This window comes from Neorhizobium galegae bv. orientalis str. HAMBI 540 (assembly GCF_000731315.1).
Lineage (GTDB): Bacteria > Pseudomonadota > Alphaproteobacteria > Rhizobiales > Rhizobiaceae > Neorhizobium > Neorhizobium galegae.
The window spans coordinates 1,178,603-1,193,476 of sequence record NZ_HG938353.1 but is presented as its reverse complement, the minus strand read 5'-3'; the positions used below and the strand labels follow the sequence as shown (position 1 = coordinate 1,193,476).

Genomic DNA, 14,874 nt, shown 5'->3' with positions numbered 1-14,874 from the left:
ACCTTTGTTCTCTGCCATGACGCCTACGCCTGACAAGACACCCGGCTTCTGTCGCGACTGCCTTGCGGAGCAGAAGGCGGAGGTGCGCCGGTGCCGCGCCTGCGGCAGCCCGCGTCTCGTCTATCACAACGAACTCTACGCATTGACGCTGGCGCATATCGATTGCGACGCCTTCTACGCGACGATCGAAAAACGCGATAACCCGCAACTCGCCGACAAGCCCGTGATCATCGGCGGCGGCAAACGCGGCGTCGTCTCGACGGCCTGCTATATCGCCCGCATCAATGGCGTGCGCTCGGCGATGCCGATGTTCAAGGCGCTGGAACTCTGCCCGGACGCCGTCGTGATCCCGCCCAACATGGAAAAATACGTCACCATCGGACGGCAGGTGCGCGCCATGATGCACGATCTGACGCCGCTGGTTCAGCCGCTGTCGATCGACGAGGCCTTTCTCGAACTCGCCGGCACCGAACGGCTGCACCATGCCCCGCCGGCCCGCATCCTCGCGAAATTCACCAAGCGGGTGCAGGACGAGATCGGCATCAGCATTTCAGTTGGCCTCTCCTATTGCAAATTCCTCGCCAAGGTCGCCTCGGATCTTCAGAAGCCGCGCGGCTTTTCGGTGATCGGCAGGCAAGAGGCGCTGGAATTCCTCGCGGCCCGCCCCGTCACCACCATCTGGGGCGTCGGCAAGGCGTTCAACGCGACACTGGAGGCAGACGGGATCCGCACCATCGGCCAGCTCCAGGCCATGCAGGAGGCCGACCTGATGCGCCGCTACGGCACGATGGGCCAGCGGCTTTATCGCCTCTCGCGCGGCATCGACGACCGCGAGGTGCATGTCAACGACGCGGCGAAGAGCGTTTCTGCCGAGACCACCTTCTTCGACGACATCGCGGGTTATGACGACCTCGTGCCGATCCTGCGCCGGCTTTCCGAAAAGGTTTCAACGCGGCTGAAGAAACACGGCATTGCCGGGCAGACCGTGGTTCTCAAGCTGAAGACCTCCGACTTCAAGAGCCGCACCCGCAACAAGCGGCTGGAAGACCCGACCCAGCTCGCCGACCGTATTTTCAGGACCGGCCTGTCGCTGATGGAAAAGGAGACCGACGGCACAAAATTCCGCCTGCTCGGCATCGGCGTCACAGATCTCGGCGACCCGACGCTTGCCGATCCGCCCGATCTCGTCGACCGCCAGGCAGGCCGCCGTGCGGCCGCGGAAGCGGCGATGGACAAGCTGCGCGACAAGTTCGGCAAGGCCGCGGTCGAGACCGGATATACTTTTGGAAACCGCCGCCGGGATCAATGAAATGTGATCCGTTATTAACCATAACGTTAAAACTACTCGCGGCGCGGATAACCTTCCTTAAACCTCATGCGCTAATGTGCGGGTCTTGTATTGCGTATGGGGTCGGTCATGTTGCGTCGCCTGGTGTTCGGGTTAGGTCTTTTGTCTGCGACCATGCTGTCGCATGCAGCTTTTGCGGAAGGTGCCCGCACGCTGCAGATCATCGTTTCCAAGGACAAGCAGTCGCTGGTCGTCTATGACGGCGAAACGGTCGTCACCACCTCGAAAGTGTCGACCGGCAAGGAAGGCCACTCGACGCCGAGCGGCATCTTTTCGATCCTCGAAAAGCAGAAATATCACGAATCCAATCTCTATTCGAACGCGCCCATGCCGTGGATGCAGCGCCTGACCTGGTCGGGCGTCGCGCTTCACGAATCAAACAGTGTCCCGAACTATCCCGCCTCGCATGGCTGCGTGCGCATGCCGGGCGCCTTCGCGAAATCGCTCTACCAGATCACCGAGCGCGGTGCGCATGTGATCATCACCGACGCACCGGTCGTGCCGCAGCTGATCGAGAACGCCAACCTGTTCCTGCCGCGCAAGCCGCTGCCGACCGGGCCGCTGCTTTCCGACGTCGAGCTCCGGACCTCGTCGATCGGCAACAGCTCCAAACCCGTCGAAGTGGCGATGAACGTCGCCCCGAACAATCCCTCGATCATCCATCCGGCGACCGATGCGTCGCCGCCTGCGACAAAACCGGCGGCAAGTTCTGCGGAAGACGCTGCGCCGCTTCGCATCCTGATCACCCGCCGCGGCGACCGCGAGACGCTGATGGATGCCCAGATCCTGCTGCAGCAGCTCGGGTTCGACACCGGCGGCGGCGACGGCTCCGCCGGTCCGATGACCCGCAGCGCGATTGCCGGCTTCAAGCGCTGGAAGAACCTGTCGCCCAAGGGCGCGCTGGTGACGCCGGAATTCCTGGCCTCGCTCTACGAGACCGCGGGCAAGCCGCGTCCGCCGATGGGCCAGATCATGGTGCGCCAGAATTTCCAGCCGCAGTTCGAGGCGCCGATCGTCATCAAGGATCCGGAAATCGCGCTCGGCACGCATTTCTTCAGCGTCGACAAGGTCGAGCGCCAGGAAGAGACGGCCGAATGGCACAGCATCACCGTGCCGAATGGCCTCAGCGCCGCGGTGAAGCAGCGGCTCGGGATCACGGTGGCCGACAACCCTTATGCGCCCGGTGCTGCCGCACAGGCCCTCAGCCGCATCGAATCCCGGCCGACATTCGAGACCGGATTGAAACGCTGATCAGCAACGGTTCGTCCCTGACGATCAACGACCAGGGCATCGGCCCGGACACCGGCGACGGCACCGATTTCATCACCATCACCCAGCCGGCGCAGCGGGTCGCCGAAGCGCAGATGCAGTCGTCGATCACCAAGCAGCAGCCGGTCAGCCAGCGGCGGACGGACGCCAAGCCCCGCGCCTACGGCCTCTATTAAAGTCTCCTAGACCAGCTCGACATCGAGAACGCCCGGCGCCGTCCTCAGCGCCGCGGCGATTTCCGGCGAGATGCGGTATTTTTCCGTCAGCTCCACCTCGATTTCCCGCTTCCCGTCATCCTTGATGATCACAAAGGACACCAGCCCGTCGCCCCGGGCATTGAGGTGCCGGGCAACCGCGCGCATCGGGCCTGAGTCGCGGACGAAGACGCGCAGCGCCTTCTGCATCTGCACCGACTTTTCCTCGAGCGACTGCGCGGTCTGGATGCGCAGGCCGATACCTTCCGGCCGCTCTTCCGCCTGCACGGTGATGACCAGCGACTTGCCGGGCTCGAGCAGGTCTCGATATTGCGCCAGCCCCTCCGAGAACAGCACGGCCTCGAACTGGCCGGTCGCATCCGAGAAAGTGACGATGCCCATCTTGTTGCCGGTGCGGGTCTTGCGCTCCTGCTTGCTGGTCACCGTTCCGGCCAGCCGGCCGGCGGTAGCGCCCTGTTTCACGGCGGCGGAAAAGTCCGCGAAATTCTGGACGCGCATCTTGGCGAGCACGCTGGCATAGGCATCGAGCGGGTGGGCGGAGAGATAGAAGCCGAGCACCTGGTATTCGCGCATCAGCTTTTCTGACGGCATCCACGGCGTAAACGACGGGAAAATCAGCGTCTCCGGCCCGGAGGCGGAGGATGAGCCGAACATGTCATGCTGGCCGCTGACCTTTTCCCCTTGCGCACGCTGCGCATAACCGATGATGCGGTCGAGGCCGCCGCTCAACTCGGCGCGGTCGCGGCCGAAACAATCGAAGGCACCCGCCGAGATCAGGCTTTCCATGACGCGGCGGTTGACCTGTTTCGGGTCGATCCGCAGGCAGAAGTCCTCGATGCTGGCAAACGGCACATCGCCGCGCACTTCGGTGATGTGATCGACCGCCGACTCGCCGACGCCCTTGATGGCGGCCAGCGCGTAATAGATCCTGTTGTCGCCGGTCTCGAAATGCCGGAACGAGGTCTGCACCGACGGCGGAATGACCGCAATGCCGAGACGGCCGGCATCCTGACGGAAGTCGTTCAGCTTCTCGCTGTTCGACATATCGTAGGTCATCGAGGCGGCGAGGAACTCGACCGGATAATGCGCCTTCATGAAGGCCGTCTGGTAGGAGACGATGGCGTAGGCCGCGGCGTGTGACTTGTTGAAGCCGTAGTTGGCGAATTTTGCCAGCAGTTCAAAGATGTTGTTGGCTTGCGGCTTGGAGACGCCGTTCTTGATGGCGCCATCAACAAAGCGTTCGCTCTGCTGATCCATCTCCGCCTTGATCTTCTTGCCCATGGCGCGGCGCAGCAGGTCGGCCTCGCCGAGCGAATAGCCCGAGAGCACCTGGGCGATCTGCATCACCTGTTCCTGATAGACGATAACCCCTTGGGTCTCCTTCAGGAGGTGGTCGATCGTCGGGTGGATCGACTCGATCTCCTCCTCGCCGTGCTTGCGGGCATTGTAGGTCGGAATGTTCTCCATCGGGCCTGGACGATAAAGCGCCACGAGCGCGATAATGTCCTCGATGCAGTCCGGCCGCATGCCGATCAGCGCCTTGCGCATGCCGGCACTTTCCACCTGGAACACGCCGACCGTCTCGCCGCGCGAGAGCATCTCGTAGGTCTTGGTGTCGTCGAGCGGGATCTTGGCGAGATCGATCTCGATGCCGCGCTTGCGACAGAAATCGACCGCGGTCTTCAGCACCGTCAGTGTCTTCAGGCCGAGGAAGTCGAACTTCACGAGCCCTGCCTGCTCCACCCATTTCATGTTGAACTGGGTGACCGGCATGTCCGAGCGCGGGTCCCGATACATCGGCACCAGTTTCGACAGCGGACGGTCGCCGATGACGATGCCGGCGGCGTGGGTCGAGGCGTGGCGGTAGAGGCCTTCGATCTTCTGCGCGATATCGAGAAGGCGGGCGACGACCGGTTCCTTGTCGGCCTCCTCCTGGAATTTCGGATCCTCCTCGATCGCCTTCGACAGCGGGGTCGGATTGGCCGGGTTGTTCGGCACCAGCTTGCAGATCTTGTCGACCTGTCCATAGGGCATTTCGAGCACGCGGCCGACGTCGCGCAAGGCGGCGCGTGCCTGCAGCGAACCGAAGGTGATGATCTGCGCCACCTGCTCGCGGCCGTATTTCTGCTGCACGTAGCGGATCACCTCTTCGCGGCGATCCTGGCAGAAGTCGATGTCGAAGTCCGGCATCGAGACGCGATCGGGATTGAGGAAGCGCTCGAACAGCAGCGAGAAACGCAGCGGATCGACGTCGGTAATGGTCAGCGCATAGGCAACCAGCGAACCCGCACCCGAACCACGGCCGGGACCAACCGGGATGCCCTGCTGCTTCGCCCATTTGATGAAGTCGGCGACGATCAGGAAGTAGCCCGGGAACTTCATCTTCTCGATGACGCTGAGCTCGAAATCCAGCCGGTCCCGATAATCCTGCTCGGTATAACCGCGCGTCATGCCGAGCGTCGCGATGCGCTCTTCGAGGCCTTCGACGGACTGGCGGCGCAGCTCTTCGGCCTCGGCGCGTTCGGCTTCCGCCGGATCGTCGGTGGCGCCGGTGAAGCGCGGCAGGATCGGATTACGGGTCTTCAGCACGAAGGAGCAGCGCTGCGCGATCTCGACGGTGTTTTCGAGCGCCTCCGGCAGGTCGGCAAACAACTTTGCCATCTCCGCGCGGCTCTTCAGATAATGGTCCGGCGTCAGGCGGAAGCGGGTGTCGTCCGAGACGATCGCGTTGTGGGCAACCGCCATCAGCGCGTCATGGGCATCGTAATCGGCCTTGGTGGGAAAGAAGGCCTCGTTGGTCGCGACCAGCGGCAGGTCGTGGTCGTAGGCGAGCGTGACGATCTTGTGCTCGTGGCGCCGGTCGTAGGCGCCGTGGCGCTGCAGTTCGACATAGAGCCGATCGCCGAATATCTCCTTGAGCTTCAGGAGTCTTGCTTCGGCAAGCGTAGCATTGCCTTCCTTCAGAGTCACGTCGACCGGCCCGCTTCCGGCCCCGGTCAGCGCGATCAGGCCTTCGGTGCCGCCGTCCTCCAGCCAGGAGCGGCTGATATGGATGGACTGATGCCCCTCGTCGCCGAGATAGGCGCGGCTGATCAGATCGACGAGCCGTTCGTAACCGACGGCATTGGCCGCGAGCACGACGATCGCCGGCAGCTTGGCGAGCTGCTGGTGGCTGTTGCGACGCTCGTCGGACTGGTCTTCCATATCGATGGACAGCTGGCAGCCGATGATCGGCTGCAGGCCGTCGCCGATCGCCTTCTGGGCGAATTCCAGCGCGACGAAAAGATTGTTGGTGTCGGTGATCGCGATCGCCGGCTGATTGTCCGCGATCGCCTTCGAGAGGATCTTCTTGAGCGGCAAGGCGCCTTCAAGAAGCGAGTAGGCGGAATGGACGCGCAGATGAACGAATTGAGGGGTGTTTCCCAGCTCTTCCGATCCCGATTTCACGTCCATCTTGTCTGCCATGCCTGCGCCTTACCCGTTTGATGAAGCGGGAACCATCTCATGAATCAGGCTATTGTCCGGCGCAGGGGCTTGAGAGTCCAGTTCGGAATTCCCTCCTCAACGCCTTTCGGCCGAGGCGGGCGCCCACATCCCGGATTACATGGCCATCATGATCATCGAGAGGCTGGCCACGAATGTGGCGATGGAAGCGAATGAGGCAATGTCACGAAGCAGGTCAGTCATCGTCGTCTCCCGTGTTCTCTTATGTTTTTATTTTGTTCTCATTTTGTTTGGGAGTCAATAAAAGAACAGACCAGAAACAACCATATCGCGATATCCTCCCTCACCTGGTAAACAAGGGATTAACGGTGAGGGTTCGGCCGGATCGGCGCATGCGGATACGTCCGGACTGGATGACCATCCGGGCATGAGCAATTTCGGACGGGGCGCTGAAAGCTGCCTCGTAAGTTTTTAGTTTAGGTGACACCTCTCAGCGCCCCGTTCGGCGGTTAATATCCGCGACTTCGGTCCCTCTGCCGTGGCTCTTCCGGACGGTGTTCGTATGACCCGGGACGCCCCATCCGATTTGATCGGAAAGGCTTCCACGGATCTCCGCCGGTTGCTCCGATAGTATCGGTCGGACTTTGAAAATCCGGCGACACCATCCGGTCAGCCACCATGTGTGCCGCACAGGCACGTCCGGCGCGCGCTTTCGGGCATCAAGAGACGAAGGCTCGGTCCGTTTGCCTTCACCTCTCCCCGTTGTCGCCGGAGGCGAGACCATTTTCCGCGAACCCCGAATGCAAGGACTTACGTCGTTTCCTCCCACCCGGCGCCGGTCCCGCCTCGCCAGCACGCCTGCCGGTGTATCCGCGACGGAACGGGGGGATTGTAGGCACAGGTTGGGAAGGCGGGGGATGAGCGGGAGGCTAAGTGCTTGATAGGGCTGGAGGGCAGGTGTCAGATATGCCCGGATAGGTCGGCGTTTGGAGGGTGGATCCTCGGGTCAAGCCCGAGGATGACGACCTTGGATGCCGAGGATGACGACCTTGGATGCCGAGGGTGGCGACCTTGGATGACGGGCGCCTCTCCTCCCTCATCCGCCGCCCTCTCCGTCATCCTTGGGCTTGACCCAAGGATCCAGACGCACGCATATCCGCCTCTTCACATCTCGACGACTTTGCCGCCCTCGATTGTCACGCGGCGGTCCATGCGGCTGGCGAGGTCGTGGTTGTGGGTGGCGATCAGGGCCGCGAGGCCGGACTGGCGCACCAGCGCCTCCAGCGCGTCGAAGACGTAAGAGGCCGTCTTCGGGTCGAGATTGCCGGTCGGCTCGTCGGCGAGAAGCACGCGCGGGGCGTTGGCGACGGCGCGGGCAATCGCCACGCGCTGCTGCTCGCCGCCGGAAAGCTCGGAGGGGCGGTGCTCGGCACGGTGGCCGATGCGCATATAGTCCAGAAGCTGAGCCGCCCGCTCCTTCGCCTCGGCCTTGGAAAGGCCGGCGATCAACTGCGGCATCATGATGTTCTCTACCGCGGAAAACTCCGGCAGGAGATGGTGGAACTGATAGACGAAACCGATCTGGTTGCGGCGCATCGCGGTGCGCTCCGCATCGGGAAGCCCGTTGCAGGCATGCCCGGCGAGAAAGACCTCGCCGGCGTCGGGATGTTCGAGCAGGCCGGCGAGATGCAGAAGCGTCGACTTGCCTGTGCCGGACGGAGCGACCAGCGCGACGATCTCGCCGGTCTTCAGGTCGAAATCAGCCCCCTTCAGGATCGAAAGCGTGGTCTCGCCCTGGCCATAGTGACGTTCGACGCCCGAGAGCTGCAAGACGGTTTTGGGTGCCATGAAGGATGTGGGTCCTATTCGTATCGGAGGGCCTGGACAGGATCGAGCCGGGAGGCTCGCCAAGCCGGAAGGATGGTCGCGATGAAGGAAAGAACGAGCGCCATCATGACCACCGAGAAGGTCTCGCCAAAGCTCATCTCCGCCGGCAACTGGCTGAGGAAATAGAGTTGCGGATCGAAGAGGATGGTGCCCGAGACCCAGGAGAAGAACTGGCGGATGGATTCGACGTTGAGACAGACGACCACGCCGAGCAGGACGCCGGCAAACGTTCCGACGATGCCGATCGCCGCCCCGGTCATGAAGAAGATACGCATGATCGCCCCCGCACCCGCGCCCATGGTGCGCAGGATGGCGATATCGCTGCCCTTGTCCTTCACCAGCATGATCAGGCCGGAGATGATGTTGAGCGCCGCCACCAGTACGATCAGGGTCAGGATCATGAACATGACGTTGCGCTCCACCTGAAGCGCGGAGAAGAAGGTCTGGTTGCGCTGGCGCCAGTCGGTGATGAAGATCTGGCGGCCCGCCGCCGCCTCGATCTTCGGGCGCAGGTCGTCGACATTGTCTGGATTGTCGACGAACAGCTCGATCGACTGAACGATGCCTTCGGCATTAAAATAGAGCTGCGATTCCTCGAGCGGCATATAGATGATCGTCGCGTCGTATTCCGACATGCCGATCTCGAAAATGCCGGAGACCGGGTAGGATTTGACGCGTGGATTGACGCCCATCGGCGTCACGTCGCCTTCCGGCGAGATCAGCGTGATTTGGTCGCCGGCAGAAAGGCCGAGCTGGGCGGCGAGCCTGGAGCCGACCAGCACGCCCTGCCCCGAGGCAAAACCGACCATATCGCCGGACTTGACGTTTCCGGCGACTTCGGACAGCTTTTCGAGATCTTCCGGACGGACGCCGCGCACCAGCGCGCCGGAACCTGCACCACCGCGGCCCGACGCCAGCGTCTGGCCCTCGACCAGCGGCAACGCCATGCGGACGCCCGGCACGGACGCAAATTTCTGGGTGAGCTCGGCGTAATCGGTGAGCGGGCCGTCGATCGGCTGGACGATCATGTGGCCGTTGATGCCGAGGATGCGCGAGATGAGTTCGGTGCGGAACCCGTTCATCACGGCCATGACGATGATCAGCGTCGCAACGCCGAGCATGATGCCGATGAAGGAGAAGCCGGCGATCACCGAGATGAAAGCTTCGCGGCGGCGCGAGCGCAGGTAACGCCAGGCGACCATCCGCTCGAAGGCCGAGAAAGGACCGGCCGCGGGCGAACCACCCGCCTTTACCGCTTCACCATTCGCCGCGACGCTCGCCATGCCGTTTCCTCAACCTGCCGTCGGCGGTAGATCCGCCCTATAGCCCGACCGGCTTATCGGCCGGCGAGCCTGTTCATGGCCGCTTCGACGGTCAGCGTTTCGCGCTCGCCGGTCTTGCGGTCCTTGACCTCCACTTCGCCTGACGCGGCGGAGCGGGGTCCGACAATCACCTGGATCGGCACGCCGATCAGGTCGGCGGTCGCGAACTTGGTGCCGGCGCGCTCGTCCGTATCGTCGTAGAGCACGTCCTTGCCGACCGTTGCGAGACCGCCATAGAGCGTTTCGCAGATCCGGTCGCAGGCCTCGTCGCCGGGCTTCATGTTGATGACCACGACGTCGAACGGCGCGACCGATGCCGGCCAGATGATTCCGTTGTCGTCATGCGATGCTTCGATGATGGCGGGAACAAGGCGTGTCGGGCCGATGCCGTAGGAACCCATGTGGACAGGGTGTTCCTTGCCGTCCGGTCCCTGCACCTTGGCGCCCATAGGCTCGGAATATTTGGTGCCGAAATAGAAGATATGGCCGACCTCGATGCCGCGGGCGGACAGCCGATCGGTCTCGGGAATGGCGTTGAAGGCCTCCTCGTCGTGCATTTCCGAGGTCGCGGCGTAGATCGACGTCCACTTGTCGAAGACCGCCTGCATGGCCTCGACATTGTCGAAATTGGTGTCCGTGCCGGGGATATCGAAGTTCACAAAATCCTTGTGGGAAAACACTTCCGACTCGCCGGTCTCGGCAAGGATGATGAATTCGTGGGACAGGTTGCCGCCGATCGGGCCGGTATCGGCGCGCATCGGGATCGCCCGTAGGCCGAGCCTCGCAAAGGTGCGCAGATAGGCGGTGAACATCTTGCGATAGGAATGCTCGGCGTCTTCCTTGGTCAGGTCGAAGGAATAGGCGTCCTTCATCAGGAATTCGCGCGAGCGCATGGTGCCGAAGCGCGGACGGATCTCGTCACGGAACTTCAGCTGGATGTGATAAAGGTTGAGCGGCAGGTTCTTGTAGGATTTGACGTAGGACCGGAAGATATCCGTGATCATTTCCTCGTTGGTGGGGCCGTAAAGCATCGGCCGCTCCTGGCGGTCCTTGATGCGCAGCATTTCCTTGCCGTAGGCGTCGTAACGGCCGCTTTCCTGCCAGAGTTCGGCGGACTGCAGCGTCGGCATCAGCACCTCGATGGCGCCGGCGCGGTTCTGCTCCTCGCGGATGATGGCATTGACCTTGTCGAGCACCCGCTTGCCGAGCGGCAGCCAGGAATAGATGCCCTGGCTCTGCTGGCGGATCATGCCGGCACGCAGCATCAGCCGGTGGGACACGATTTCCGCTTCCTTGGGGTTTTCCTTCAGGATGGGCATAAAATAGCGGGACAGGCGCATCGCGATTTCCGAGGTTGCCGGCCTATCCCCACCACGCGAGGAATCGGCCATTTTCTTCAACAATATTGGGAGGGTACATAGCCGTTCCGGGGCTCCAAGGGAACCCGCCCCAGCATGAATCGCACGTTGTTCACGAATCTGCGCCAGCACTTCAGACCCGCAAAAAGCGGAAAATTCATGGCAAGCGTGCGACATTTTTGTCAACTGAAAAATTTTAAAGAAGTGTAGCAAAAATACAAAAAACCAGATGACAAAGCACATCCTTTGAGCTAGGTTCAGCTCACAAAAGAGGCAAGGAGTTCAAATTCTTGTCATTTCGCGGTCAAGTCTTGGGAGGATCAGATCTTAGGCGCGCTTGTCGCTGCCCCGGTAACGGTTAAGGATCACGCGAAACTAGAAACAAGGCTTAACCGCCTTGTTTTTTTTTGCTTTCTCGTCACCCGGAACGATAAAGCGCGAGCGCCTTCGTCGCCGCTTCCTATGCCTGCAAATCATGACAGGGAAATGACAGGCTCCCGACGATCCTGCCTTATTCGGTCGCCCTATTCGCCCACCTATTCGAAGGTCGGGACGATCACCGGAATATCGCCAATGCCGACGCCGAAATAGGCGGATGCGACGTAGTAGCCCACATAGAGCAGTGTCGAGATCACCGTCGTCAAAAGCACGACGCGACCGCCGCGAAACCGGGCCGGAGCGCTTTCCACAGTCCCTATGGTCACCTCACCGTCTTCCTGCTGGCTGCGATAGCCGAGCGGAAGGACGATGAAGAGCACGGTCCACCAGATGATGAAATAGATGGCGGCGACCGTCAAAAGAGGCATGGTTTCGACTCGATTCCGGTTCGAAGAATTGGCGCCCTTATAGGCTGAAAGGCGGGCAAGCTCAAACCAAGAGACCCCGGCGTGATGTCACAGCTGTGGGAATCATACCTGTTCGAGCTCGATCAGGGTGCCGTTGAAGTCCTTCGGATGCAGGAAAAGCACAGGTTTTCCATGGGCTCCGGTCTTCGGATTGCCGTCTCCGAGCACCCGCGCGCCGGCCGCTTTCAGCGTGTCACGCGCAGCGACGATATCGTCCACCTCGTAGCAGATATGGTGCATGCCGCCGGAGGGATTTTTCTCCAGGAAAGCCGCAATCGGCGAATCGGGCCCGAGCGGTTCGAGCAGTTCCACCTTGGTGTTGGGGAGCTCGACGAAGACCACGGTGACACCATGCTCCGGCAAGGCCTGGGCCTGGGAGACGCGGGCGCCGAGCGTATCGCGATACATCGTGGTCGCGATGCCAAGATCCGGCACGGCGATGGCGATGTGATTGACGCGTCCGAGCATGTCTGTCCTCCCGAGTGCAGGTTAGGCGGTTTTGGAGCGGCTGCCTATAGAGATGCGGACGGTGCCGCGGGCTCCCTATGATCTCCCCCCTTGAGGGGGAGATGTCACCGAAGGTGACAGAGGGGGGTGGCGACGGTGCGGCAAATACGGTGGTAGAAGAATATGCCGCAATACCCCTCTCTGCCCTGCCGGGCATCTCCCCCTCAAGAGGGGAGATCGACTCGGGGCATCGTCTCACTCCAAAACGGACGTCCGAACCGCCCGCCCCTCAGAGACGAGTAACAAACACCGTCACGATCGGTTTCTTGCCCCAGGCCTCGTTGGCGGTAGAGCGGACGGCGCGGCGGATCGCCTCGCGGACCATGTCGAGATCCTTGCGGCGGGCGCGCGGAATGCTTTCGACGGCGCCGAGCACGGCGTCATAAAGCGTATCCTCCATGTCCTCGCCCTCGTCGTCGAATTCCGGCAGGCCGAAGGCGATGAGATCGGGATCGGTCACGAAGTCATAACGGGTGTCGAGAAGGACGTTGACGGAGACATGACCGACAAAGGAGAGCTTGCGGCGGTCGCCGATGCCCATTTCCTCGAAATCGCCGATCAGCTTGCCGTCCTTGAAGATGCGGCCATGCGGCGCATCGCCGATCACCTCGGCCGGGCCGGGCGCAAGGCGCAGGATGTTGCCGTTACGAACCCGCGGAATGGTCTTGATGCCGACGGATGCGCCGAGCTCGGCCTGGGCCGTCAGATGCGCGGCCTCGCCATGGACGGGCACGAGGATCTGCGGGCGGGTCCATTCGTACATCTGGACCAGTTCGCTGCGGCGCGGGTGGCCGGAGACATGGACGAGCGCGTCGCTGTCGGTGACGATCTTGATCCCCTGCTCGATCAGGCCGTTCTTGATCTCGATGATCGCCTTTTCGTTGCCGGGAATGGTGCGCGAGGAAAAGACCACCGTATCGCCTGACGTCAGCGCCACGTGGCGCATCTCGTCGCGGGCGATCTTGGCGAGTGCCGCGCGCGGCTCGCCCTGGCTGCCGGTCAGGATCACCACGATCTTGTCGCGCGGGATGTAACCGTATTCGTCCTCGGCGATGAAGGGCTTCAGGCCTTCCATGATGCCGATGTCGCGGGCGACGCCGACGACGCGTTTCAGCGAGGAGCCGAGCAAAAGGACTTCGCGGCCGGCGGCGTCTGCGGCCTGGGCGATCGAGCGGATGCGGCCGACATTCGACGAGAAGGTGGTGATCGCCACCCGGCCCTCGGCCGCCTCGATGATCTGGCGCAGGCCTTCGGAGACTTCCTCTTCCGATGGCGAAACGCCTTCGCGCATGGAGTTAGTGCTGTCGCACATCAGCGCCAGCACGCCCTCGTCGCCGATCTTGCGGAAGCGCGCCTCGTCGGTGAACGGTCCGAGCGACGGCGCGTGATCGATCTTCCAGTCGCCGGTATGAACGACATTGCCGAGCGGGGTGCGGATCACCAGCGACATCGGCTCGGGGATCGAATGGTTGACGCCAATGGCCTCGATCTCGAACGGGCCGATATTGATACGGTCACCGGCCTTGAAGATCGTCACCGGGATTTCAGCGCGCGAACCTTCGTAGTTGCGTTTCGCCTCCAGCATGCCGGCGGTAAACGGCGAGGCATAGACGGGCACGTTGAGGCCCGGCCACAGATCGTTCATGGCGCCGTAGTGGTCCTCATGCGCATGAGTGATGATCATCGCCTTGAGATGGCTGCGCTGGCTGGCGAGGAAGCGGATATCCGGCAGCACGAGGTCGACGCCCGGCAGATCCGGTCCCGGAAATGTCACGCCGCAATCGACCATGATCCACTGGCGCTTCTCCGGCGTTCCATAGCCGTAGAGGGCGAGGTTCATGCCGATCTCGCCGACGCCACCTAGCGGCAGAAACACCAGTTCTTCTTGGTTTGCCATTTTCTTTGTCTATTCCATTCCTTGAAAAAATACATCACCGGCGGCGATCGACGTCAGCGCGCCCAATCCGGTGTCGAGCAGCAAAAATCCTTTGTCATCGATACCTGCGAATGTGCCAACAAGCGAGCGATCCGGCAGGTTCACGGTGATTTTTTCGCCGATGCCGCAGGCGACCTCGCGCCAGCGCCGGCTGATTTCGGGCGTGCCCCGGCCCTCATCCCAGGATTCCAGAACCTGCGCCATCTCCCTGAAAAGATGCGCGAAAAGTTCCTCTGGCGAGATGTTGGCGCCATGGTCGGCAAGCCGGGTCACCGCGTAAGCAGCACTGTCGGGCATATGGCGGATGTTGATGCCGATGCCGATGACGAGCGCGCGGCGGCCATCCGGCAGCCCCTCACCCTCCAGCAGAATACCACAGGTCTTCTTGCGGCCGATGAGGATATCGTTCGGCCATTTGACGTCGAGTGGCTCGCCGCCCGGCGGCAGAACCGACCTGACGGCGGCATGGACCGCGACGGCGACCGCGAGCGGCAAAGAGCCCACCCTCTCCGGCGGTGCAGGATCGATCAGCAGCAGCGAGGCATAGAGATTGCCGGGTTCCGATGTCCAGGCCCGGCCACGGCGACCACGGCCGGCGAGCTGGCGCGTCGCGGTCAGCCACAACAAACCGGAATCGCCCGCGCGAGCGCGGGCGAGACATTCGCTATTGGTGGATCCGACTTCATCGAGCGCCTCGTGGCGGAACGCATCGAGCGAGAAGCGGTCCCTTGCTCCCGGCATTC

9 protein-coding genes and 1 pseudogene are annotated in these 14,874 nt (G+C 62.2%); 2 read left to right on the top strand and 8 right to left on the bottom strand.

Annotation, left to right across the window (positions count from 1 at the left end; genetic code table 11):
• Positions 1-16 precede the first annotated feature (16 nt).
• Together RG540_RS06065 and RG540_RS06060 are read left to right on the top strand one after the other, a co-directional pair.
• A complete protein-coding gene (locus RG540_RS06065) occupies positions 17-1,309 on the top strand; it encodes a DNA polymerase IV (protein ID WP_038585725.1) in 1,293 nt (430 codons plus the stop codon).
• 108 nt (positions 1,310-1,417) lie between these two features.
• Positions 1,418-2,688 (top strand): annotated as a pseudogene (locus tag RG540_RS06060) (L,D-transpeptidase); the annotation flags it as partial.
• Positions 2,689-2,799: 111 nt separating this feature from the next.
• Here the strand turns inward: RG540_RS06060 and dnaE are convergent.
• The 8 genes from dnaE to RG540_RS06020 all read right to left on the bottom strand — a co-directional run bounded on the left by dnaE (position 2,800) and on the right by RG540_RS06020 (position 14,872).
• Entirely contained in the window at positions 2,800-6,297 is a 3,498-nt protein-coding gene (gene dnaE, locus RG540_RS06055; protein ID WP_038585722.1) for a DNA polymerase III subunit alpha, read from the bottom strand.
• Positions 6,298-7,440: 1,143 nt separating this feature from the next.
• Positions 7,441-8,124, bottom strand: a complete 684-nt coding sequence (locus RG540_RS06050) for an ABC transporter ATP-binding protein (RefSeq protein WP_038542014.1) — start codon at positions 8,122-8,124, stop codon at positions 7,441-7,443.
• 14 nt (positions 8,125-8,138) lie between these two features.
• The gene (locus tag RG540_RS06045; RefSeq protein ID WP_038585719.1) at positions 8,139-9,446 is read right to left on the bottom strand and encodes a lipoprotein-releasing ABC transporter permease subunit; all 1,308 of its coding nucleotides are present in this window, start codon (positions 9,444-9,446) and stop codon (positions 8,139-8,141) included.
• Between the two features lie 53 nt (positions 9,447-9,499).
• The gene (gene proS / locus RG540_RS06040) at positions 9,500-10,825 is read right to left on the bottom strand and encodes a proline--tRNA ligase (protein WP_038585716.1); all 1,326 of its coding nucleotides are present in this window, start codon (positions 10,823-10,825) and stop codon (positions 9,500-9,502) included.
• 554 nt (positions 10,826-11,379) lie between these two features.
• Positions 11,380-11,649, bottom strand: a complete 270-nt coding sequence (locus RG540_RS06035; protein WP_038585713.1) for a DUF1467 family protein — start codon at positions 11,647-11,649, stop codon at positions 11,380-11,382.
• Between the two features lie 102 nt (positions 11,650-11,751).
• Positions 11,752-12,156, bottom strand: a complete 405-nt coding sequence (gene mce, locus RG540_RS06030) for a methylmalonyl-CoA epimerase (protein ID WP_038585710.1) — start codon at positions 12,154-12,156, stop codon at positions 11,752-11,754.
• Between the two features lie 268 nt (positions 12,157-12,424).
• Positions 12,425-14,092, bottom strand: a complete 1,668-nt coding sequence (locus RG540_RS06025; protein ID WP_038585708.1) for a ribonuclease J — start codon at positions 14,090-14,092, stop codon at positions 12,425-12,427.
• 9 nt (positions 14,093-14,101) lie between these two features.
• Positions 14,102-14,872, bottom strand: a complete 771-nt coding sequence (locus tag RG540_RS06020) for a biotin--[acetyl-CoA-carboxylase] ligase (RefSeq protein WP_038585706.1) — start codon at positions 14,870-14,872, stop codon at positions 14,102-14,104.
• Between the last annotated feature and the right edge of the window lie 2 nt (positions 14,873-14,874).

Bases quoted from the DNA above. Each gene is read 5' to 3' on its own strand.
- RG540_RS06065 (WP_038585725.1), top strand. From the start codon at position 17: ATGACGCCTACGCCTGACAAGACACCCGGCTTCTGTCGCGACTGCCTT.
- RG540_RS06025 (WP_038585708.1), bottom strand. From the start codon at position 14,092: ATGGCAAACCAAGAAGAACTGGTGTTTCTGCCGCTAGGTGGCGTCGGC.
- RG540_RS06035 (WP_038585713.1), bottom strand. From the start codon at position 11,649: ATGCCTCTTTTGACGGTCGCCGCCATCTATTTCATCATCTGGTGGACC.
- dnaE (WP_038585722.1), bottom strand. From the start codon at position 6,297: ATGGCAGACAAGATGGACGTGAAATCGGGATCGGAAGAGCTGGGAAAC.
- proS (WP_038585716.1), bottom strand. From the start codon at position 10,825: ATGCGCCTGTCCCGCTATTTTATGCCCATCCTGAAGGAAAACCCCAAG.
- RG540_RS06045 (WP_038585719.1), bottom strand. From the start codon at position 9,446: ATGGCGAGCGTCGCGGCGAATGGTGAAGCGGTAAAGGCGGGTGGTTCG.
- RG540_RS06020 (WP_038585706.1), bottom strand. From the start codon at position 14,872: ATGCCGGGAGCAAGGGACCGCTTCTCGCTCGATGCGTTCCGCCACGAG.
- mce (WP_038585710.1), bottom strand. From the start codon at position 12,156: ATGCTCGGACGCGTCAATCACATCGCCATCGCCGTGCCGGATCTTGGC.
- RG540_RS06050 (WP_038542014.1), bottom strand. From the start codon at position 8,124: ATGGCACCCAAAACCGTCTTGCAGCTCTCGGGCGTCGAACGTCACTAT.